21 protein-coding genes are annotated in these 22,074 nt (G+C 71.1%); 15 read left to right on the plus strand and 6 right to left on the minus strand.

Annotated elements, in window-relative coordinates; translation table 11 throughout:
* The first annotated feature begins 135 nt into the window (after positions 1–135).
* The 8 genes from mshD to pstB all read left to right on the plus strand — a co-directional run bounded on the left by mshD (position 136) and on the right by pstB (position 9,764).
* Complete coding sequence (mshD, locus tag P3T27_RS35455) at positions 136–1,131, plus strand: mycothiol synthase (protein WP_280685419.1); 996 nt, start codon at positions 136–138, stop codon at positions 1,129–1,131.
* Between the two features lie 329 nt (positions 1,132–1,460).
* Positions 1,461–3,638, plus strand: coding sequence for an RNA degradosome polyphosphate kinase (locus P3T27_RS35460; protein WP_280685481.1), 2,178 nt, complete (start codon positions 1,461–1,463; stop codon positions 3,636–3,638).
* A 103-nt stretch (positions 3,639–3,741) separates the two neighbouring features.
* Positions 3,742–4,830, plus strand: coding sequence for a CHAD domain-containing protein (locus P3T27_RS35465; protein WP_280685420.1), 1,089 nt, complete (start codon positions 3,742–3,744; stop codon positions 4,828–4,830).
* A gap of 88 nt (positions 4,831–4,918) precedes the next feature.
* Positions 4,919–5,359 (plus strand): NUDIX hydrolase, encoded by a 441-nt coding sequence (locus P3T27_RS35470; protein ID WP_280685482.1) that lies wholly within the window; start codon positions 4,919–4,921, stop codon positions 5,357–5,359.
* A 227-nt stretch (positions 5,360–5,586) separates the two neighbouring features.
* Entirely contained in the window at positions 5,587–6,720 is a 1,134-nt protein-coding gene (pstS, locus tag P3T27_RS35475; protein ID WP_280685421.1) for a phosphate ABC transporter substrate-binding protein PstS, read from the plus strand.
* A gap of 148 nt (positions 6,721–6,868) precedes the next feature.
* Positions 6,869–7,849: a phosphate ABC transporter permease subunit PstC gene (pstC, locus tag P3T27_RS35480; RefSeq protein ID WP_280685422.1), complete on the plus strand. Its 981-nt coding sequence runs from the start codon at positions 6,869–6,871 to the stop codon at positions 7,847–7,849.
* Positions 7,846–8,922 carry a phosphate ABC transporter permease PstA gene (gene pstA, locus P3T27_RS35485; RefSeq protein ID WP_280685423.1) on the plus strand — a complete coding sequence of 359 codons (1,077 nt, stop codon included), beginning with the start codon at positions 7,846–7,848 and terminating at the stop codon, positions 8,920–8,922. The genes pstC and pstA overlap by 4 nt, the downstream gene beginning before the upstream one ends.
* Before the next feature lie 65 nt (positions 8,923–8,987).
* The gene (gene pstB, locus P3T27_RS35490; protein WP_280685424.1) at positions 8,988–9,764 is read left to right on the plus strand and encodes a phosphate ABC transporter ATP-binding protein PstB; all 777 of its coding nucleotides are present in this window, start codon (positions 8,988–8,990) and stop codon (positions 9,762–9,764) included.
* Between the two features lie 155 nt (positions 9,765–9,919).
* Here pstB and P3T27_RS35495 read toward each other — a convergent pair whose 3' ends face one another.
* Both P3T27_RS35495 and P3T27_RS35500 read right to left on the minus strand, forming a co-directional pair.
* Positions 9,920–10,915: an inorganic phosphate transporter gene (locus P3T27_RS35495; protein ID WP_280685425.1), complete on the minus strand. Its 996-nt coding sequence runs from the start codon at positions 10,913–10,915 to the stop codon at positions 9,920–9,922.
* A 5-nt stretch (positions 10,916–10,920) separates the two neighbouring features.
* A complete protein-coding gene (locus P3T27_RS35500) occupies positions 10,921–11,541 on the minus strand; it encodes a DUF47 family protein (protein WP_280685426.1) in 621 nt (206 codons plus the stop codon).
* Positions 11,542–11,900: 359 nt separating this feature from the next.
* Between P3T27_RS35500 and P3T27_RS35505 the strand changes: the two genes are divergently transcribed.
* Positions 11,901–12,281, plus strand: coding sequence for a metal-sensitive transcriptional regulator (locus P3T27_RS35505; protein WP_280685427.1), 381 nt, complete (start codon positions 11,901–11,903; stop codon positions 12,279–12,281).
* Positions 12,282–12,301: 20 nt separating this feature from the next.
* Here the strand turns inward: P3T27_RS35505 and P3T27_RS35510 are convergent, their stop codons facing one another.
* A complete protein-coding gene (locus P3T27_RS35510; RefSeq protein ID WP_280685483.1) occupies positions 12,302–12,499 on the minus strand; it encodes a hypothetical protein in 198 nt (65 codons plus the stop codon).
* A 199-nt stretch (positions 12,500–12,698) separates the two neighbouring features.
* On the minus strand, positions 12,699–13,598 hold the full coding sequence (locus P3T27_RS35515) for a hypothetical protein (RefSeq protein ID WP_280685428.1): 900 nt from the start codon (positions 13,596–13,598) through the stop codon (positions 12,699–12,701).
* A 162-nt stretch (positions 13,599–13,760) separates the two neighbouring features.
* Here P3T27_RS35515 and P3T27_RS35520 point away from each other — a divergent pair, with 162 nt between their 5' ends.
* A complete protein-coding gene (locus P3T27_RS35520; RefSeq protein ID WP_280685429.1) occupies positions 13,761–13,958 on the plus strand; it encodes a hypothetical protein in 198 nt (65 codons plus the stop codon).
* Between the two features lie 9 nt (positions 13,959–13,967).
* Here P3T27_RS35520 and P3T27_RS35525 read toward each other — a convergent pair whose 3' ends face one another.
* Entirely contained in the window at positions 13,968–14,681 is a 714-nt protein-coding gene (locus tag P3T27_RS35525; protein WP_280685430.1) for a phosphatase PAP2 family protein, read from the minus strand.
* 183 nt (positions 14,682–14,864) lie between these two features.
* Positions 14,865–16,061, minus strand: a complete 1,197-nt coding sequence (locus tag P3T27_RS35530; RefSeq protein ID WP_280685484.1) for a bifunctional lytic transglycosylase/C40 family peptidase — start codon at positions 16,059–16,061, stop codon at positions 14,865–14,867.
* Positions 16,062–16,309: 248 nt separating this feature from the next.
* On the opposite strand from P3T27_RS35530, the gene P3T27_RS35535 reads away from it, so the two are divergent.
* The 5 genes from P3T27_RS35535 (at position 16,310) to P3T27_RS35555 (ending at position 21,897) form a co-directional block, all read left to right on the plus strand.
* The gene (locus tag P3T27_RS35535; protein WP_280685431.1) at positions 16,310–16,660 is read left to right on the plus strand and encodes a hypothetical protein; all 351 of its coding nucleotides are present in this window, start codon (positions 16,310–16,312) and stop codon (positions 16,658–16,660) included.
* Positions 16,661–16,825: 165 nt separating this feature from the next.
* Complete coding sequence (locus tag P3T27_RS35540) at positions 16,826–17,641, plus strand: hypothetical protein (protein ID WP_280685432.1); 816 nt, start codon at positions 16,826–16,828, stop codon at positions 17,639–17,641.
* Complete coding sequence (locus tag P3T27_RS35545) at positions 17,631–18,911, plus strand: hypothetical protein (RefSeq protein WP_280685433.1); 1,281 nt, start codon at positions 17,631–17,633, stop codon at positions 18,909–18,911. The genes P3T27_RS35540 and P3T27_RS35545 overlap by 11 nt, the downstream gene beginning before the upstream one ends.
* 7 nt (positions 18,912–18,918) lie before the next feature.
* Complete coding sequence (locus P3T27_RS35550) at positions 18,919–20,493, plus strand: SCO6880 family protein (protein ID WP_280685434.1); 1,575 nt, start codon at positions 18,919–18,921, stop codon at positions 20,491–20,493.
* Positions 20,494–20,547: 54 nt separating this feature from the next.
* Positions 20,548–21,897: an ATP-binding protein gene (locus P3T27_RS35555; protein WP_280685435.1), complete on the plus strand. Its 1,350-nt coding sequence runs from the start codon at positions 20,548–20,550 to the stop codon at positions 21,895–21,897.
* The last annotated feature ends 177 nt before the right edge of the window (positions 21,898–22,074 follow it).

Raw genomic sequence — 22,074 nt, forward strand, 5'->3', positions numbered from 1 at the left:
GCCTTACAGCGCCGATGGTACTGCAGGGGGGACCCTGTGGGAGAGTAGGACGCCGCCGAACAATCATTCAGAAGAACCCCCATCCGGGAAACCGGGTGGGGGTTTTTCGCATTTCCGGTGACGTATCGTCGGGGCATGGACGATCAGACAGCGGTCATTGCGAACAGTGTGCTCCGCCCCGAGCAGCGCGACGGCGCCCTGCGCGTTCTGGCGGATGCCCAGGCGGTGGACGGTCGGGCTGCCGTGTCCGAGCAGGGCCGGCTCCGGCTGCGTTCCTCGGAGACGTCGCGCCCGGGTGTCAGCCATCTCATCGAGAGCGAGCAGGCCGGCGCCTCCGTCGTCGGCTACGGCCAGCTCGAAGTCCCGGAGGCGCCGTCCGCCAACCCCGCCGTCGAGCTGGTGGTCGACCCGGCCGCCCGCGGGCGCGGCCTGGCCCGGCCGCTGGTGGACGCGGTGCTCGCGGAGGCCCACCGGGCGGGCCGCGATGCGGTGGACTTCTGGGTACACGGCGGTCACCCGGCGGCCCGGCACCTGGCCGGGCGGTACGGTGCCGAGCTGGTCCGCGAGCTGCGGCAGATGCGTCGCACCGGGCCGCAGACCGAGGCCGTCGCCGTCCCGGAGGGCGTCGAGCTCCGCACCTTCCGTCCCGGCGAGGACGACGCCGAGTGGCTGCGGCTGAACGCGCTGGCCTTCGCCCACCACCCGGAGCAGGGCGCCTGGACGGAGCGTGACCTGGCCGAACGGCTGGCGGAGCCGTGGTTCGACCCGGCCGGCTTCTTCCTCGCCACCCGGAACGGCAAGGTGGTCGGTTTCCACTGGACCAAGGTGCACCCGGCCGACGCCACCCAGCCGGCCCTCGGAGAGGTGTACGTCGTCGGGGTGGACCCGGCGGAGCAGGGCAGCGGCCTCGGCCGCGCGCTGACCGCCGCGGGTCTGCGCCATCTGACCGGTTCGGACGCGGGCGAGCGCGGACTGGAGACGGTCCTGCTCTACGTCGACGCCGACAATCCGGCCGCTGTGCGGGTATATGAACGACTGGGGTTCACCATCCACGAGGTGGACCTCATGTACCGAGTCCAGTACCGCGAAGGCCGGCCGGGCCAAGCGGGCTGGACGGGCCAAGCGGGCTAGACGAGTCGGACAGGCCGAACGGGCCGAACGGACCGGACGGCTTAGCCGCACCGGGTGGTCCGGGGCAAGGGGTCGGACGGCCCCGTCCCTTGCCCCGACCGACTCAGCTTTCCTCCTGGCCATGCGGTGTTTACCGTGGATTCAATTGCTGCCGCGAAGATCACAGGATGAAGTCCGTAGTGTCTCGCTCGTGCAGAGTCGACCGCCACGTGCCGGTCGACCCTGTAAGGACCGCGCCCGGCGGGTGGGCGCTGGTCCTGGGCGAGGACGACGGCTCGCAGAGCCATTCGCGTCCGGACGCCGTCCTGCTGCTGGAGGAGCTGGAGCCCATGAGCATCCCCCGCCCCGTCTCTGCCCCGCTTTCCCCGCCGGCCCGGATGTCCAGTGCGCTGGGGATACCGCCAGAGCTGCCGGCCGAGGACGAGCAGGAGTTCGACGCGCTGCCGCAGGGCCGCTTCCTCGATCGCGAGCGCAGTTGGCTCGCCTTCAACGAGCGGGTCCTGGAGCTGGCCGAGGACTCGGGCATCCCGCTGCTGGAGCGGGCCAAGTTCCTCGCGATCTTCGCGAGCAACCTGGACGAGTTCTTCATGGTCCGGGTAGCCGGCCTGAAGCGCCGGATTGCCACGGGCGTCGCCCAGCGCAGCGCGTCCGGCCTGCAGCCGCGCGAGGTGCTGGACCTGATCTGGACCCGCTCGCGCGAGCTGATGGCGCGGCACGCCGCCGCCTTCCAGCAGGAGGTGCTGCCGGACCTCGCGACCGAGGGCATCGAGGTGGTCCGCTGGCCGGAGCTGGCCGAGAAGGAGCAGGCCCGGCTGCACACCCTGTTCCGGCAGAAGATCTTCCCGGTCCTCACCCCGCTGGCGGTCGACCCGGCGCACCCCTTCCCGTACATATCGGGACTCTCGCTCAACCTGGCCGTCGTGGTGCGCAACCCGGTGTCGGGCCACAAGCACTTCGCCCGGGTGAAGGTGCCGCAGTCGCTGGCCCGCTTCCTGGAGGCCTCGCCGCAGCGTTACGTCCCGCTGGAGGACGTGATGGGCGCGCACCTGGAGGAGCTGTTCCCGGGCATGGAGGTGCTCGCCCACCACGCCTTCCGGGTGACCCGCAACGAGGACCTGGAGGTGGAGGAGGACGACACCGAGAACATCCTCAAGGCCCTGGAGAAGGAGCTGATGCGGCGGCGCTTCGGCCCGCCGGTGCGGCTGGAGGTCGAGGAGTCGATCGACCCCTACATCCTGGACCTGCTGGTGCGGGAGCTGAACATCACCGAGGCGGAGGTCTTCCCGCTGCCCGGGCCGCTCGACCTGACCGGCCTGTTCGGGATCGCCGAGCTGGACCGCCCGGAGCTGAAGTACCCGAAGTTCGTGGCCGGCACCGCCCGCGGGCTGACCGACGTCGAGTCGGCGTCCCAGCCGGACATCTTCGCCGCGATGCGCGAGCGGGACGTCCTGCTGCACCACCCGTACGACAGCTTCTCCACCTCGGTGCAGGCCTTCCTGGAACAGGCCGCCGCCGACCCGGACGTCCTGGCGATCAAGCAGACGCTGTACCGCACCTCGGGCGACTCGCCGATCGTGGACGCGCTGATCGACGCGGCGGAGTCGGGCAAGCAGGTGCTGGTCCTGGTGGAGATCAAGGCGCGCTTCGACGAGCAGGCCAACATCAAGTGGGCCCGCAAGCTGGAGGAGGCCGGCTGCCACGTGGTCTACGGCCTGGTCGGGCTGAAGACGCACTGCAAGCTGTCGCTGGTGGTCCGCCAGGAGGGCGACACCCTGCGCCGCTACTCGCACGTGGGCACCGGCAACTACCACCCGAAGACCGCCCGGCTGTACGAGGACCTGGGGCTGCTGACCTCGGACCCGCAGGTCGGGGCCGACCTCTCGGACCTGTTCAACCGGCTGTCCGGTTACTCGCGCCGCGAGTCCTACCGCCGCCTGCTGACCGCCCCGCGCGGTCTGCGCGACGGGCTGATCTCCCGGATCCACAACGAGATCGCCCACCACCGGGCCGGCCGGCCGGCGTACGTGAAGCTCAAGGTCAACTCGATCGTCGACGAGGCCGTGATCGACGCGCTGTACCGGGCGTCGCAGGCCGGCGTGCCGGTGGACGTCTGGGTGCGCGGGATCTGCGCGATCCGGCCGGGTGTGCCGGGGCTGAGCGAGAACATCCGGGTCCGCAGCATCCTGGGCCGCTTCCTGGAGCACTCCCGGATCTTCGTGTTCGGCAACAACGGCGATCCGGAGGTCTGGATCGGCAGCGCCGACATGATGCACCGCAACCTGGACCGCCGGATAGAGGCGCTGCTGCGGATCACCGATCCGGCGCACCGGGCCGAGCTGTCCGGGCTGATCGACCTCGGGATGTCGGACGAGAGCGAGTCCTGGCACCTGGGGCCGGACGGTGCGTGGGCCCGCCACCCGCAGGACGCCGAGGGCAGGCCGTTGCGGCACGTCCAGGATCTGCTGATCGACTCGCGCCAGCGCCGCCGGGCCGCCACCTCGCGCTGACACGACCACTGATGCGAGCCGCTGGAACCGCAGGGGACCGGTTCCAGCGGTCGGCCACCAGCCCCGGGGGGACGAACCCGGGGGAACGGGGATCTACCACGCCATGACCGATGCGCCGATGACGGCCCAGGCGGCTGCCACAGCGACCGCCGGGGACATCCTCTCCAGCCATCTCACCGCCCAGGCCGGCGCGTTCCTTCGTGCCCTGCCGCTGGCGGTGGGCGAGGTCGGCGCCAGACCGGGGACGGCCGCGGTCGTTCCGGCGGCCGGTACCGCCGACCTGCTGCGGACGGTCCGGCGGATCGGCGGGCTGCTGCACACCTTCGGTTCCGTCTTCGAGCAGGCCTGGGCGCAGGAGTCGCGCACCGAACTGCGCTGGCTGCTCAACCTGTTGGCGCTGGAGCCCGGGTACGTCCGCCGCTCGGCCCGGCTGCTGGGCGCGCTGGACTCGCTGAGCGGCAGCGACCCGGACGGGGCGGGCATGCTGGCCGGGCACGCCGGGGCGCCCAAGGCGCGGGCGCTGCTGGACCGGCAGCTGACCCTGGCCCGGACCAGGGCGCACTCCTCGGTGCTCCAGGAGCTCCGGTCGGCCCGGCTGCACGCGCTGGCGGACCGGATGACGCTGCTGGTCGGCGAGGCGCCGCTGCTGGAGGCGGCGGGCGGCCGGGCGCCGGCGGTGCTGCTGCCGCAGGCGGCCGCCGCGGTCGCGGTGCTGTCCGCGAGCGCCCAGCAGCTGCCGCTGCGGCGGGCCGCCACCCCGTATGGCGGGGACGGGCTGCGCCGGCTGGGCGTCGTCCCGGCGGCGCGCGGCGCGGTGGACGCGGACGCGGCGCTGGCGGCCGACGACGCGCCGTGGGCCCGGATGCGGATCCTGGTGAAGCGGGCCCGGTACGCGCTGGAGGTCTGCGGCCGTACCTCCGCCGAGCTGGACGAGCTGGACGGGGTGCTGGGCCGGCACCAGGAGGCGGCGGACGCCGCGGTCACGGTGGCCACCGCGGCGCGGACTCCGCGGATCACCCCGGCGACCGCGTACGTGCTGGGCGTGGTGCACGCTGATCAGCGACTGGAGGTGGAGGCGGCGCGGTACGCCTTCGGCCACCGGTGGCCAGACCTCCCGCCCGGCCTGGACGGCTGGCTGGACCTCCCCCCTGCCGAGGGCTGGGGGCATTCCCCCGCACCACGGACGGCCTGAGTTGCGCGATCGTCTGAGCACCGGGCCGGGAGTGGGGGCAACCGCGACCGGGGCGGGGCGCGCCCCGGTGGTCCTGGCGGCCGGCGCGGTGCTGTGGCTGCCGGGCCGGCCGAAGAAGAGCGGCCGACTGGGGCGGCCGCGGATCGCGGTGATCCACCGGCCCAAGTACGACGACTGGAGCCTGCCGAAGGGCAAGCTCGATCCGGGGGAGGGCGTGGTCGCGGCGGCGCTGCGCGAGGTGCACGAGGAGACCGGGTTCTCCTGCCTGCTCGGTCCGGAGCTGCCGACCCAGCACTACCTGGCGCAGGGCCGGCCGAAGGAGGTGCGCTACTGGGCGGCGGTGCCGTCGAGCGGGGCGTTCCGGCCGAACCGCGAGGTGGACCGGTTGGAGTGGTTGCCCGCCGGAAAGGCCCGCGCCCGGCTGACGCACGACCGCGACCGGTTGCTGGTCGACGCCCTGCTGGTGATGCTGGGTGCGAAGCCCGTACGGGCGGACGACCTGCCATCGGCGAAGGGACGGTGGAAGTGATCACGTCGCGCCCTTGCCGTGACGCAACCGTTACTACCTGACGTAGTTTCCTGTCATCCGTTCGAGGTTCACTCTCCGTTCACTTGCGACCGGCTGTCGTGTCACCTACCCGGCCTAACTTCGGGTTTACCGGAGGGCCGAACGGGCCCCGGACCACAGCAAAACCCGCGCTCCGCCGTCCTCGTACGGCCCGCGCGCCGGGCAATGCCACAGAAAGGGACACCCCAGTGAAGCTCCAGCGGAACGGCCGCTCCAAGGCCCTCGCCATCGGTGCCATGGCGCTCGTCAGCTCGCTGTCGCTCGCCGCCTGCGGCTCGGACAACAACAACGACACCAAGGCGTCCGGTGGCTCCAGCGGCGGCTCGTCGGCCGCGGCGATCAACTGTGGCAAGTCGGGCACGCTGCTCGCCTCGGGCTCCACCGCCCAGGGCAACGCGATGGACGTCTGGAAGACCAACTTCGGCGCCGCCTGCTCCGGCAGCACGATCAACTACGGTGGCGGCGGCTCCGGCACGGGTGTCCAGCAGTTCAACCAGGGCAAGGTCCAGTTCGCGGGTTCGGACTCGGCCCTGAAGCCGGCCGAGGTCGAGGACAGCAAGAAGGTCTGCACCGGCGGCCAGGGCATCGACCTGCCGATGGTCGGCGGCCTGATCTCGCTGATCTACAACATCGAGGGTGTCGACAACCTGGTCCTGGACGGCCCGACCGCCGCCAAGATCTTCGACTCGCAGATCACCAAGTGGAACGACCCGGCGATCGTCGCCCTGAACCCGGGCGCCAAGCTGCCGGACGCCGACATCCAGGCCTTCCACCGCTCGGACGACTCCGGCACCACGGAGAACCTGACCAAGTACTTCGCCAAGACCTCCGGCGGCGCCTGGAGCTACCCGGCCGCCAAGGCCTGGGCGGGCAAGGGTGGCCAGTCGGCCAAGGAGTCCGCCGGTGTCTCGGCCCAGGTGAAGCAGGTCAAGAACTCGATCAGCTACGCCGAGCTCTCCTACGCGCAGACCAACAACCTGAAGAGCGCCGCCATCAACACCGGCGCCGCCAAGCCGATCGAGGCCACCGCCGTCAACGCCGCCAACACCTTCGCCAAGGCGAAGGTCGCCGGCACCGGCAGCGACCTGGCGCTGACCCTCGACTACGCGACCAAGGACGAGGGCTCGTACCCGCTGGTCCTGGTCACCTACGAGATCGTCTGCGACAAGGGCAACAAGGCCGACACCCTCGACACCGTGAAGGCCTTCCTGACCTACGCCGCCAGCGACGCCGGCCAGAAGGCCATCGGCGACACGGGCTACGTCCCGCTCCCCAAGGAGCTGACGGACAAGGTCAACGCCATCATCCCGACGCTGGCCTGATCCAGTAGGACCTCCCGGTGGGGCGGCCCCGTGAACGAGGGGGGCCGGGGCCGCCCCCACCGGGAAGCAGTGACGAAAAAGCACGTCCGGGGCACCGCCGCCAGGGTGCCGCCCCCTCGGGGCAGCACCACCAGACCGGAGTAGACCAATGACTTCATCCTCCCCTGCCGCCCCGCGAGGCAGGGAACGCCGCAAGCGTGACAGCCGGGTCGGCGACAAGATCTTCATGAACGCCGCTCGTGGGTCGGGCATCCTGCTGCTGGTCATCATGGCCGCCATCGCGGGCTTCCTGACCTGGCGTTCGGGCATCGCCCTGAGCAAGAACGAGGGCAACTTCCTCACCACCTTCGAGTGGACGCCGGACGCCCCGAAGCCGGTCTTCGGCATCGCGGTCCTCGCGTTCGGCACCATCGTCAGCGCGTTGATCGCGATGGCGATCGCCGTCCCGGTGGCCATCGGGATCGCGCTGTTCATCTCGCACTACGCGCCGCGCAAGATCGCCCAGCCGTTCGCCTACCTGGTGGACCTGCTCGCGGCCGTCCCCAGCGTCGTGTACGGCCTCTGGGGCGCGCTGTTCCTGGTGCCGCACCTGGACGGGCTGACCAGCTGGCTGAACGACTACCTCGGCTGGACGTACATCTTCGACCAGTCCCGGGCCGGCACCACGCCGCGCAACCTGTTCACCGTCGGCATCCTGCTGGCCATCATGATCCTGCCGATCATCACCGCGGTCAGCCGCGAGGTCTTCCGGCAGGTGCCGCGGATGCACGAGGAGGCGGCGCTCGCGCTCGGCGCGACCCGCTGGGAGATGATCCGCACCGCGGTGCTGCCGTTCGGCCGCCCCGGCATCATCTCGGCCTCGATGCTCGGCCTCGGCCGCGCGCTCGGCGAGACCATCGCGGTGGCGATCGTGCTCTCGTCCAACAACGTCCTGTCGCTGCACCTGCTCGACCCGGGCGGCGGCACCTTCGCGCAGAACATCGCGCTGAAGTTCAACGAGGCCCAGCCCTTCGGCCGGGACGCGTTGATGGCCTCCGGCCTCGTCCTGTTCGTGATCACCCTGCTGGTGAACGGTGCCGCGCGGCTGATCGTCGCCCGCCGCAAGGAGTACTCGGGGGCCAACGCATGAGCACTGCTACGACCTCGGTTCCGGCGGACACCCGCCTGGTCAACCGTCCGCTCACCGCGAACCGGCTGCCCAAGTGGGCCCCGGCCGCCGTCGCCGGCGGCTCCATCGCGCTCGGCTGCGCGATCGGCGCGATCGGCGGCCTGGCCAGCCACCTGCAGTGGGGCCTGATCTCCGCCGCCCTGTTCGTGGTGATCAGCTACGTGCTCTCGGCCCAGGTCGAGGGCCGCCGCCAGGCCAAGGACCGGCTCGCCACCTCGGTGGTCTGGGTCGCCTTCATCCTGGCCGTGGTGCCGCTCGCGGCGCTGACCTTCTACACCGTCCAGCAGGGCGCCAGCGTGGTGGACGGGAACTTCCTGACCCACTCCATGAAGGGCATCCGCACCTCCGGCCCCGGCGGCGGCATCTACCACGCGCTGATCGGCACGCTGGAGCAGGTCGGCCTGGCCACCGCGATGGCCGCCCCGATCGGTCTGCTGACCGCCGTCTACCTGGTCGAGTACGGCCGCGGCACGCTCGCCAAGGTGGTCACCTTCTTCGTCGACGTCATGACGGGTGTCCCGTCGATCGTCGCCGGTCTGTTCATCCTCTCGCTCTGGAACCTCGTCCTCGGCTTCAACTACTCCGGCTTCTCGGGCAGCCTCGCGCTGGCGATCCTGATGATGCCGGTCGTGGTCCGCTCGACCGAGGAGATGCTCAAGCTCGTCCCGAACGAGCTGCGCGAGGCTTCGTACGCGCTCGGCGTGCCGAAGTGGAAGACCATCCTGCGGATCGTCATCCCCACCGCTATCGGCGGCATCACCACCGGTGTGATGCTCTCGGTCGCCCGCATCACGGGCGAGACCGCCCCGGTGATGATGCTGGTGTTCGGTGCCGACTACATCAACACCAACCCGTTCGACGGACCGCAGCAGTCCCTGCCGATGTACATCTGGCAGCAGTACTCGATGGTCAACAACGACTTCGGCTACGCCCGCGCCTGGGGCGCCGCGCTGGTGCTGATCGCCTTCGTGATGGGGCTCAACCTCATCGCCCGGGGCATCGCACGCTGGCGCTCGCCCAAGGGCGGACACTGAGCGCCCGACTGACGTACGAACCAGAATTCATTAGCGGCTCCGCCGCAGGCGAGAGAAGAACGATCATGGCCAAGCGCATCGACGTCAGCGGACTGTCCGCCTTCTACGGCACCACCAAGGCCATCGAGGACATCTCGATGAGCATCGAGCCCCGCTCGGTGACGGCCTTCATCGGCCCCTCCGGCTGCGGCAAGTCGACCTTCCTGCGCACCCTCAACCGGATGCACGAGGTGATCCCCGGCGCCCGCGTCGAGGGCAAGGTGCTCCTGGACGACGAGAACCTGTACGGCGCCAGCGTCGACCCGGTCGCCGTCCGCCGTTCGGTCGGCATGGTCTTCCAGCGCCCGAACCCGTTCCCGACCATGTCGATCTACGACAACGTGGTCGCCGGGCTGAAGCTCGCGGGTGTGCGCAAGAAGTCCCTCCTGGACGGCGTGGTGGAGAAGTCCCTCCAGGGCGCCAACCTGTGGAACGAGGTCAAGGACCGGCTGAACAAGCCGGGCGCCGGCCTCTCCGGCGGGCAGCAGCAGCGACTGTGCATCGCCCGCGCCATCGCGGTCGAGCCGCAGGTCCTGCTGATGGACGAGCCCTGCTCCGCGCTCGACCCGATCTCGACCCTCGCGATCGAGGACCTGATCGGCGAGCTGAAGTCGCAGTTCACCATCGTCATCGTGACCCACAACATGCAGCAGGCGGCCCGCGTCAGCGACCGCACCGCCTTCTTCAATCTGGCCGGTGTCGGCCAGCCGGGCAAGCTGGTCGAGCTGGACGACACCCAGCGGATCTTCTCCAACCCGTCGGTCCAGGCGACCGAGGACTACATCTCCGGCCGCTTCGGCTAGGCCGGCCCCGTCACGAGCCCCGGACCGGAGCGTCCGGAGGCGAACGGCGCGACACAGACTGCTCCGCGGTGCTGCATGGCGGTGCCGCCGTGGGGCATGAAGAAGGGCCCGCCCCCGAGATGTGGGGGCGGGCCCTGTTTCACGTCCGGGGGCGGTCAGCCCCAGAACAGGTGGACGAACCAGTACACCAGCGCTGCGACGACGGCGGCCGCCGGCATCGTGATGAACCAGCCGAGCACGATGTTCTTCGCGACGCCCCAGCGCACCGCGCGGATCCGCTTGGTGGCCCCCGCGCCCATGATCGCCGCGGTGATCACGTGGGTGGTGGAGATCGGCGCCTTGAAGACGAACGACGTGACGTACATGACCGTCGCGGCGGTGGCCTCGGCCGCGAAGCCCTGCGGCGGGTCCAGCTCGATGATCTTGCGGCCGAGCGTCCGCATGATCCGCCAGCCGCCCGCGTAGGTGCCCAGCGAGAGCATGGTGGCGCAGGAGATCTTCACCCACACCGGGATGCCCTCACCGGTGTGGTGGCCGGAGATGGTGAGCGCCATCACCACGATGCCCATGGTCTTCTGCGCGTCCTGCAGACCGTGCGCCAGCGCCATCGCGGCGGCCGAGGCGGTCTGGGCGACCCGGAAGTTGCGCTTGGCGCGGTGCGGGTTGGCCCGGCGGAAGATCCACAGGATCGCCAGCATCACCAGGAAGCCGCCGACCAGGCCGACCACCGGCGAGACGATCATCGGAATGACGATCTTGTCGAGGACCCCGTTCCAGAACACCTCGATGCCGCCGGCCAGGCCCGCGCCCACCATGCCGCCGAACAGCGCGTGCGAGGAGGAGGACGGCAGGCCGAAGTACCAGGTGACCAGGTTCCAGGCGATCGCGCCGATCAGGGCGGCGAACAGGATCGCCATCCCCTGGTTGCCGCTGGGGGTCTCGATGATCCCCTGGGAGACGGTGTGCGCCACGCCGCTGCCGAGGAAGGCGCCGGCCAGGTTCATCACCGCGGCCATCGCGAGTGCGGCCCTGGGGGTCAGCGCCCGGGTGGAGACCGAGGTGGCGATCGCGTTCGCCGAGTCGTGGAAGCCGTTGGTGTAGGTGAAGAAGAACGCAACGCCGACGACGGCGATGAGTGCTGCCATGTCCACGAGGGTCAGGACTCCTTGACGGCGATGGTCTCCACCGTGTTGGCGACGTGCTCGAACGCGTCCGCCGCCTCCTCAAGGACGTCCACGACCTGCTTGAGCTTGAGCACCTCGATGGCGTCGTACTGGCCGGAGAACAGGTGGGCGAGCAGCTTGCGGTGGATCTGGTCGGCCTGGTTCTCCAGCCGGTTGACCTCGATCCAGTACTCGGTGAGGTTCGACATGCTGCGCAGGTTCGGCATCGCCTCGGCGGTGAGCTCGGCGGCCCGTGCCAGTACCTCGATCTGCTGCTCGATCCCCTTCGGCAGCGTCTGGATGTCGTAGAGGACGACCAGGTCGACGGCTTCCTCCATGAAGTCCATGATGTCGTCCAGCGACGAGGCGAGGTTGTAGATGTCCTCACGGTCGAAGGGCGTGATGAAGGACGAGTTCAGCTGGTGGAAGACGGCATGGGTGGTGTCGTCCCCAGCGTGCTCGGCGGCGCGCATGCGCTCGACGATCTCCGCGCGGGCCGACACGTCTGATCCCAGTAGTTCCAGCAGGAGTTTCGAACCGACGACGAGGTTGTCCGCAGCGGCGGCGAACATGTCGTAGAAGCTCGTCTCCTTCGGGGTCAGGCTAAAACGCACGGAAATCTCCGATGTGCGGGGTAGGGACTGAACGATGCTAGGTGCAACCAAGCTCAATCACGCAAACGGGGTGCTGACGGTGGAGGCGGAACCTCCCCTTCCGTTCGGCTGCCGCACCAGCTGACCCGGACCGCACACCCATGTGCGGACGGGAGCCCCCAGTCTGACGGAACCTCGCCCGGATTGTCCTCGTCGGGCCTGCGGAAGACGGGGGCGCCGCTCAGACGGCTCAACCGCGCGGGGGCCGGTCCGAGGCCCTTCGGCACATGCCGCGTCGGCCATCGGAACACCACGGACGGCCCTGGTGTTGGACACTGGTGGCCGACGCAGCCACCAGGCATCCAGACGAAGGCGGGCCGATGACCACGACGCAAGCGCGCACCGAGCCGGACCACGTGCACGGGACCGAGCCGTCCGCCGACGCGCCCCCCGCCCTCGCGGCCGCCGGGCACCACGGCCCGCACGGCTACAGCGCGCAGAAGGACGCCCACCTCAAGCGGCTGCGCCGGATCGAGGGCCAGATCCGCGGCCTCCAGCGGATGGTCGACGAGGACGTCTACTGCATCGACGTGCTCACCCAGGTGTCGGCCGGTACCAAGGCGCTGCAGTCCTTCGCGCTCTCCCTGCTGGAGGAGCACCTGCGGCACTGCGTCGCGGCCGCCGCCGAGGAGGGTGGCGCGGAGCTCGACGCCAAGGTGGCGGAGGCCACGGCCGCGATCGCCCGACTGCTGCGCAGCTGAGACACGCCCCGGGGCGCGCCTCAGTCGTCGGCGGCCCGCCCGGTCTCCCCCTCGGCCTGCCCCGGTTCGGCCCGGTCGAGCAGGACCTCGTCGATCCGCTCGGTCGGCAGCCGGTCGCCGGTGCTGGCCGTCGCGGCGATCATCAGCTCGCCGGCCAGCTCGATCTCGTCGAGGGCCGCGTCGTCGTGGCCGCCGCTGCGGCCACCCGTGGACGACACCACCTGCACCACCCCTTCAGCGCCTCGCCAGCCCGGGCGGCAGCCACCCGACGTCCAGCCTAGGCACTTCGGGGCCCGTCCACATGGCACGGACGGGCCATCTCGGCGCCGCCGAAACGGGTGACCGCCGCTCCCCGGGAGGCCACCCGCTCCGGCGGCGCCCCGTTTCGCCCCGGCGCCGGAGCCCTGCCCCGGCGGCCTACTTGGGGCTCTCCGTGGGCTTCATCGCGTAGATGTCCGAGGCCGGCGGCTCGGCCGCCTCCACCGGCTTGCCGAAGTCCGTCAGTGAGGTGGTCGACGTCACCTTCACCTGGTCCTTGGCCTCCTTCGAGCCGGCCACCCCGGCGAAGGTGAACACCTCGACCACCTTGTGCAGCCGGCCCTGGTCGTCCAGCCAGGCGTCGTACGGGACCTCCTTCGCGGTGAAGGTCTGGGCCCCCACCCGCAGGCCGTCCCCGCCCCGGCCACCGGTCGCGTCGGCCGCCTTGGCCAGGTCCAGGGTGCCGCGGTAGTGGTGCAGCGGTACCCCGTCGACGGTCTCGGTGCCGACCGCGTCCGCCTTCTGCGCCCCGCGCAGCGCGCCCGCCGCGGTGGCCGGATCGGTGGCGCCGCCGCTGACCAGGTTGCCGTCCGGCAGCTGACGCACGTCCAGCTTGACCCACTTGCCCTCGGGCACCTTGGCGCCGCTGTTCTGCAGGTAGACGGTGCCCGGCAGGACCACCTCGACGATCTTCCCGGTGGTCGCCGCGCCCGGGGGCACCTGGACCTCCAGCCGGCCGATCCGCTTCACGTAGTCGTAGCCGCCCGTCCCGGTGAAGGCGGCCTTCTTCTCGGACGACTCGGTGACCAGCTCGGTGGCGGTGTGCGCGGAGCCGGTGCGGCCGGTGATGTCGGCGGCGTTGCGCACCGCCGTCAGCGGGTCGGCGGCGAGCTGGTCGGGGGCTCCCGACCGCTGGTCCGAGGAGCCGCCGCCGGAGCCGGCCGCGCAGCCGGCGGACAGGCCCGCCAGGGCGGCGGCGAGCAGGGCGGCCCCGGCCGCCGAACGCAGGTGCGGCATCGGACGGCGCTCCGGCCGCCCGGTGCGCTGCTGGTCGGTCATCTTCATCCTCGCGACAACCCCCTCGGGCCCGACTGCCCTGCCGACACCACCAGGTGGGCAGAGCTCTTTCCGGGCAAACGAGTTGAGGCGCGAAGGGTTACGCGGAACGGGGCCCACGGACGGCTTCGCACGCCGGGCGTCCGGCGCGCTACGGTGAACCACGTGCACAGTGAGCTGCCGGCCTCCCCCGGCACCGTCCGGATGCCCGAGCACCGTGTCGCGATCAGCGAGCGCGGTTCCTTCGCCTTCGCGACCTGTAGCTGTGGCTGGTACTCACCGGCCCGCCGCTCGCGCGACCTGGCCCGGAGGGAGGCGGACGACCACCTCGTCCTCGCCGAGGGCGGAGACCGGCCGGGGTAGCCGTGCGACTCACGCCGCCAGATCGGACTCCGGCGGCTGCTCCTCGGAGCGCACCGCCCGCCGCTCACGCCCGCGGCGTCGGCCGCGCGGGCCGGCGCCGCCGCGCTCCGGCGCCCGGATCAGCGGGGCGACGGCGGTCCGGCTCAGCGCGTGGCAGAGCGGGACCAGCACCGCCATCGCGATCGGCGCCAGCAGCAGGACGACCGCGGCGGCGAGCGCGAAGCCGCCGATCACGTCGGTCGGGTAGTGGACGCCCATGAACATCCGGCAGAAGCCCTGCAGCAGGGCCAGTCCCCCGGCGATCCAGCCGAGCCGCCGGTTCACCAGGAACAGCGCCACCGCCACGCCCATCGTCATGGTCGAGTGGTCGCTGACGAAGGAGTGGGTGCCGGCCTTGCCGTCCACCAGCACCAGCAGCCCGCTGTGGTCGACGAACGGGCGCGGGCGGTTCACGATCGCGGCGATCGGCAGGTTGGCCAGCTCGGCGATGGCGACCGAGAGCGGCACCCAGAGCAGCCCGGCGACGGCCACCGGCGCGTCCGGCCGGCGTCTGGCCTGCAGCCAGGCCACCAGGCCGAGCATCGCCAGGCCGATCAGGATGCCGTACTCGCCGATCCACGAGACGAGGTGGTCCAGCCACTGCGGGGAGCGCTTGGCCAGGCCGTTGACGGCGTAGAGCAGGCCGAGGTCGGGATTGGTCGTGTCGGCAAGCGGCGTCGACACGCCGCACCTCCTTCTGGTCCGCTGCACCTGTTCGTTCCGGCCGGGCCCCTCCCGGCGCGGGAATCTGACGGTGGGCCATCGGGACCAACGTCATCGCCGGGGCACAGCGTTCCACGGAAACGCGCGGTTATGGAAACTTGACTCAGCGTCCACAGGGCACTCACACCTCGGGCTTCGGGCGGCTCAGCCCTTGGCCGCCGGCTGACCCGTCCCGGCGGGGCCAGGACCGGCCGGGGCGGGCGGCGCGGCGGCCGTGGGTGGGGCGGCGGCGGTCGCCGGGGCAGTGGCGGGAGGGTTCGGGGCCGCGAGGGTGTTCGGGTCCGCCGGGGTGGTCGGTGCCGTCGTGCCTGGGCGGCTCGGGGCGCTGACGGAGCCGTCCGCGTTGCGGTTCGGCAGCGCCTGGGCGCCGTCCGAGGTGACCCGGGTCGCGCCGATGTACTCCTTGGTGTCGATCTTGTCGTAGCGGATCACCGCGCCGGTGTGCGGCGCGTTGATCATGTACCCGCCGCCGACGTAGATCCCGACGTGGTGGATGCTGCGCGGATCGTTCAGGTCCGTCGCCCAGAACACCAGGTCGCCCGGCCGCAGCTGGTCGCGCGACGGGTGCGGCCCGGCGTACCACTGGTCGTTCGCCACCCGGGGCAGGGTGATGCCCACGCTGGCGAACGCGGCCACGGTCAGGCCCGAGCAGTCGAACCGGCCGTTCTGCCAGGCCAGTCCGTCCCCGCCCCACAGGTACGGCGTCCCCAGCTTGCTCTGCGCGAAGTAGATCGCCCCGGCCGACTGCCCGGACACCTCCACCGGCGCCGTGGGCGCGGTGAAGCTGCGGGCCATCGCCTGAATGTTCCTCACATACCCCTGGGTCTCCTTGTACGGCGGCACCCCGCTGTACTTGGTCACCGCGTACGGGCCGGCGTTGTAGGCGGCCAGCACGTTGGCCTGCCGGTCGCCCGGGACCTTGGCGACGTCCTTCGCGAGCGCGCAGTCGAAGGTCGCCGCCGAGGCGATCGCGTCCAGCGGGTCCCAGACGTCCTTCTTGCCGTCCCCATTGGCGTCCGTGCCGTACGCCGCCCAGGTGTCGGGCATGAACTGCGCCATTCCCTGGGCCCCGACGCCGGATTGGGCCTTCGGATCGAAACCGCTTTCCTGGTACAGCTGCGCCGCGAGCATCGGCGGGGAGATCTCCGGGCAGAGCGTTCCCCACTGCTGGATCGGGGCCTGGTAGGCCGCCGGGACCGTCCCCGGTGAGAGCGCCACGCGATTCGCGGACTGCTGCGGCGCCCCACTCGCCGCAAACGTCCCCACTGACACCAGACCGAGGAATCCGAACGTCACAACTCCCGCAGCGGCGGCGGCCGTACCGGCCTTCCGGAGTACCATCAGCACCATCCCGACGAATCGTCAGTCGAAGTGTTCCGGAAGGCGTTGCTCACCGCAATCATCAGAGATACAAAGAGTGAGCGCTATCCTTCGTACGGTGGACATCCTCGCGTACGTGGCCGAGTCCTCACGACCAATCCGCGAGAAGTAGCCAAGTCGACATCAGATCTGGCCAAGAATAGGTACCGACCCTTCGCGCGGGCGGGGTCAGGGCCCTTGAATTTGCCTGATCGGGCGGTGAGATGGAAATGAACCTGAGCAGCGTGCACACGAACGCGATCGGCCACCTGGCCGAGGACCCTCCAAAGAAGCCGAATATCGACACCATCATCGGCGGGATCGCCCCGGACTGGGGTCCGTTCGCGAGCCTCGGCTCGGAGGCCCGGGTGATGGTCGAGGTCGTCATGGCCGTCGCCATCCTCATCTGCCTCGGCATCGCCGTCTGGGGGGCGGCCAAACAGCGGATCGGTGCGACCGCGATGCGCGACAGCTTCGGCGCCGAGCAGGGCAAGGGGCTGATCGTCGCCGGCCTGACCGGCGTGTTCATCATTGGATCGCTCGGCACTCTGTTCACCATTGTCTACGGCATGGCGGTCTGACGATCGGACAGCAGTAGGCCGGCGGGCCCGAGATCGGGTCCCCGTCCCGGACCGCCCCGAGCCCGCCCGCCAGCAGTCCACCCCCGTTCCCACCCTCCGTCCGCGCCCGCCCACGGGCGGAGGGCCCCCGGAGCCGCCCCGGCTCCCCGCACCAGGAGGGCCGCCGTGCCGTTGTCCGACGACCAGCCGCACACCCGCACGCGGCTGCCGGTCGGCGAACAGCCCTCCTCCCAGCCGACCCAGCGTCAGTCGCGCCCGCTCCGCACCCTGCTGACGGTCCTCGTCGTCGTCACCCTGCTCGTCGTGGCCATCTCCATCGCCAACCGCGGCAAGGCCGACCCCGGCAGCACCGGTACCTCCGCCGACCGCGCCGCCCCGACCGCGCCGACCGGCGCCGGCCCCGCCCCCAGCGGCGACCAGCCCGTCGGCACCACCACCAACGGCATCGGGTCCGGCTACCCGCACACCGACCAGGGCGCCCAGTCCGCCGCCGCCAACTACGCGGTGGCGATCGGCTCCGCGGACATGTTCCGCACCGACAGCCGGCACACCATCGTCTCCACCATCGCGGACCCGGCCGCGGCCCCGGCGCTGCAGAGCCGGCTGGACCAGGGGTTCGGCGGCGACACCGCCTCCCGTTACGGCCTCGACGCCCAGGGCCGCGCCCCCAAGGGCCTCACCTTCGTCAGCCGTACCGTCCCGGTCGGTACCAGGTCGACCGGCTACAGCGACGCCGACACCAAGGTCGAGGTCTGGTCCACCGGCCTCACCGGCCTCGCCGGCGAACACTCCGTCCAGCCCGTGACGACGACCTGGTTCACCCTCACGCTCTCGCTCCACTGGACGGGCAGCGACTGGAAGCTCACCGACTTCACCAGCAAGCAGGGGCCCGCACCGATGCCGGGTGACCAGCAGGCCGCCACCGCCGACGAGATCACCGGCGCCGTCCAGCAGTTCGGGGGGTTCCGCTATGCCCGTTGACCAGACCTCGCACCGTTCCACCGCACGCCGAGCGGGCACACTGGCGGGCGCGCTCGTCGGCCTGCAGGTCGCGGCGCTGCTGGCGGCCCAGCGGGTGTTCGCCGAGCCGTCGCCGACGCCATCCGCCACTCCCACGTGCCAGAAGGTCGATCTGCCGATCCCCGGCAGCGACGCCGGTTGTGCGCCGAACGGCGCGACGGTCATCCCCGGCGGCACCATCGGGAGCATGACCGATCCGCTGGGGTCGTTGGCCAAGGGCTGTGCCCAGGCGGCGGCCTGGGTGGTGCGGAAGCTGTCGAGCGCGATCGACGGGACGACGCAGGTGGACTTCACCAACGTGTCGTTCCTGCAGCAGTACGCGGTGGTGTTCGCCGTGTCGACGGTGATCACGCTGGTGCTGTGGCTGCTGGCGGTGACGAAGCGGGCGGTGCGGGGGGCGCCGTTGACGACGGCGTTCACGGAGGCGATCGGCTTCCTGTGGCTGACCGTCGTGGCGTCCGCGTTCACGCCGCTGATCCTCTACACCGTGGTGAGCGTGACGGACGGGCTGACCAAGGCGATCGCGGTGGGGACGAAGTCCGACACCGGGACGTACCTGGGCGGGTTCGCCGACACCCTGGAGAAGGGGGACATGGGCGGCGGCCCGCTGATCCTGATCATCGTGTCGCTGGTGGCGGTGCTGGCGGCGGCGGTGCTCTGGATCGAGCTGCTGATCCGGGCGGCGATGCTCTACGTGGGCGCGCTGCTGGGTACGGCGGTGTACGCGGGGTTGGTGGACAAGCAGCTGTGGAAGCACGTGCGCCGGTGGGCGGGGGTGATGGTGGCGGTGGACCTGGCGAAGCCGATCATCGTGGTCATCCTGGGCCTGGCGGGCGCGGTGGCGACCGGCGCCGGGGCCACCGACGACTTCGCGCGGGTGCTGTCCGGTCTGGCGATCCTGTTCCTGTCGATCTTCGCGAGCGCCGCCGTGTACCGCTTCGTGCCGGGCTTCGGCGACGAGCTGCTGAACATGCGCAGCGCCCGGGCGAGCGCGGTGTCGGCCGGTTCGGCGATGATCAACGGCACCGCGAACCTGATGAAGCAGGGCATCACCACCCACGGCGACCGCGGTCCGGTCGGTGCGAGTGGTGGCGGCGGGGGCGCGGGCGGCGGCTCCGTCGCGCCCGGCATCGCCGCGCACGCCGGCCGGACGCCGGCCCCACCGCCGCAGGCCGGGCCTCCGCAGGGCTCGGTTCCGATCCGCGACAGCAACTCAGCGAAGGGAGGGTGACGGGTAAGTGAGCAGCGAACCGCTCGGCCAGTACGGCGCCCAGTACGCCCAGCCGTACGTGCACCAGCGCCGCACCTACCTGATCGGCAAGGCCCGCCCGAACGCGCCGATCGGCCGGAACCGGGAGTCCGGCGAGATCATGCTGATCATCTTCGGGGCGTTCCTCGGCATGCTCTGGGGCCTGCTGATGCCGATCCTGCCGTTGCGGATCGGCGGTCTGATCGGCCTGCCCCTGGTGGCCATCGCGGCGGTGTACGTGCCGTACCGCAAGCGGACGTTCTACAAGTGGGCGGAGATCAACCGCACCTACCGCCGGACGGTCCGCAACGGCCGCTCGGTGTGGCGCTCGGACGTGATGGACGCCGGCACCCGGATGGACGGCCGGGAGGTGGAGGTCGGTCCGCCGCCCGGGGTGGGGCGGCTGCGCTGGCTGACCGCGCCGTTCGGGCCGGACGAGGTCGGGGTGCTGATGCACCTGGAGCGGCGGACGGTGACGGCCGCGATCGAGATCGAGGGCCCGGGCGTCGGCCTGCGCGACTCGGAGGACCAGGAGGCGCTGGTCGACCGGTTCGGCACCCTGCTGAAGCACGTCGCCAACGGGGACGGCTTCGTGACGCGGCTGCAGATCCTGGCCCGGACGCTGCCGGCCGACCCGGACGCGCACGCGAAGGACGTCGAGCGGCGCGGTGACCACGACGCGCCGCGCTGGCTGCAGGAGTCGTACGACCAGCTGCAGTCGATGGTGTCGACCTCCTCGGAGCAGCACCGGGCGTACCTGGTGGCCTGCATGCACTACACCCGCGACCTCGCGGCCGAGGCGCACGCGATGGGCCGTACGGCGACCGGTCGGCGGGCCCGGGACGACGAGGGGCTGGCGGCCGTGATGGCGCGCGAGCTGACCGACATCTGCGCCCGGCTGGCGGAGGCGGACATCCGGGTGCGCCAGCCGCTGGGCCAGGCCCGGCTGTCCTCGCTGCTGCACTCGATGTACGACCCGGACCACCCGATCGACCACATCCAGGCGATGTCCCGGCGCAACGCCTGGCCGGCCGAGCTGGACGCGACCCACCCGCAGTACCTGCAGGCGAAGACCCGCGAGTCGGCGACCCGGGAGCCGTGGTGCCACGCCACCGCCTGGGTCAAGGAGTGGCCGCTGACCCCGGTGGGGGTCAACTTCCTGGCGCCGCTGCTGGTGCACACCCCGGACGTGATCCGGACGGTCGCGGTGACGATGGACCTGGAGCCCACCGACGTCGCGATCGAGCGGATGCTGACGGAGAAGACCAACGACGAGGCGGAGGCCAGCCGCGCGGCCAAGATGAACCGGACGGTCGACCCGCGCGACCTGGCGCACACCGGCCGGGTGGACCAGCGCGGCGACGACCTGGCCTCCGGCGCGGCCGGCGTGAACCTGGTCGGCTACATCACGGTGTCCTCGCGCAACCCCGACGCGCTGGCCCGGGACAAGCGGACCATCCGGGCCTCGGCCGGCAAGAGCTACCTCAAGCTGGAGTGGTGCGACCGCGAGCACCACCGGGCCTTCGTCAACACCCTGCCGTTCGCCACCGGCATCCGCCGCTGACGTCCGGACCGTCAGCCCTCACCACCGCCCGCCGACCAGACCAGGAGGCCGCACATGGCGCTCGGCAACCTCACCGAGGCGTTCACCAGCCTGATGTTCGGCAAGGTGGAGACCACCCGGCTGCCGGTGCGCACGTCCACCGGCCAGGCGCAGGCGGTCTACCTGCCCACCGCCGCGCCGGGGCTGGGCGACTCGGGCGTGATCATCGGCCGTGAGGTGTACAGCGGCAAGGGGTACGTCTACGACCCCTTCCAGCTGTACGGGCAGCAGCTGCCGGCCCCGCACTGGCTGGTGCTCGGGGAGTCCGGCAACGGCAAGTCGGCGCTGGAGAAGACGTACGTGCTGCGGCAGTTGAGGTTCCGCGACCGCCAGGTCGTGGTGCTCGACGCGCAGGGCGAGGACGGCGTCGGCGAGTGGAACCTGATCGCCAACGCGCTGGGGATAAAGCCGGTCCGGCTCGACCCGATGGCGGCCCGGGACGGTGGGGTGAAGCTCAACCCGCTGGACCCGGCGATCACCCAGACCGGTCAGCTGTCGCTGCTGCGCACCATCGTCGAGGTGGCGATGGGACGCGGTCTGGAGGAGCGGGCCGGGTTCGCGCTGAAGGCCGCGCACGCGCACGTGGTGGGCACGGTGACGGACCGCCAGCCGGTGCTCGACGACATCATCGACACCCTGCGCAACCCCGACCTGTCCTCGGTGGAGTCGCTGGGCGTGGCGGTGGACGAGGTGCAGTCCTGGGGCCTGGACGTGGCGCTGGTGCTGGACCGCCTGGTCGACGGCGACCTGCGCGGCATGTTCGACGGGTCGACCACCGACGGCATCGACCTGGACGCGCCGCTGATCGTCTTCGACCTCTCGCACATCGACCGCAACTCGATCGCGATGCCGATCCTGATGGCGATCGTCGGCGTGTGGCTGGAGCACACCTGGATCCGGCCGGACCGGAAGAAGCGCATCTTCCTGGTCGAGGAGGCCTGGCACATCATCAACAGCCCCTTCGTGGCCCAGCTGTTCCAGCGGCTGCTGAAGTTCGGCCGTCGGCTCGGGCTCTCCTTCGTCGCGGTGGTGCACCACCTGTCGGACGTGGTGGACGGCGCGGCGGCCAAGGAGGCGTCGGCGATCCTGAAGATGGCCTCCACCCGGACGATCTACATGCAGAAGGCCGAGGAGGCGCGGGCCACCGGCCGGGTGCTGGGCCTGCCGCGCTGGGCGGTGGAGATCATTCCCACCCTCTCGCCGGGTATCGCGGTCTGGGACGTCAACGGCAACGTGCAGGTGGTCAAGCACATCATCACCGAGGCCGAGCGGCCGCTGGTGTACACCGACCGCGCGATGACCGAGGACGCGGTGGCCGAACGGGACCGGGCCGAGCGGCAGTTGGCGGCCGAGCCGGGGGTCTGAGCGGCCGGGTCGTGGGTTCGAGCGGCCGGGTCGGGCGGATGGGCGGGCGGCCGTTCCGGCGGTGCGGGCGTGCGCGCCGGAACCGTCGCGGCTCCCGTCGGACGGCGATGGTTCGTCAGCAGGTAATCCTCTCGTTACGTTCAACGTCCTGACAGCTACGCGCGTTGACCCTAGGCT

Origin of the sequence: Kitasatospora sp. MAA19 (assembly GCF_029894125.1) — a bacterium.
Classification (GTDB): domain Bacteria; phylum Actinomycetota; class Actinomycetes; order Streptomycetales; family Streptomycetaceae; genus Kitasatospora.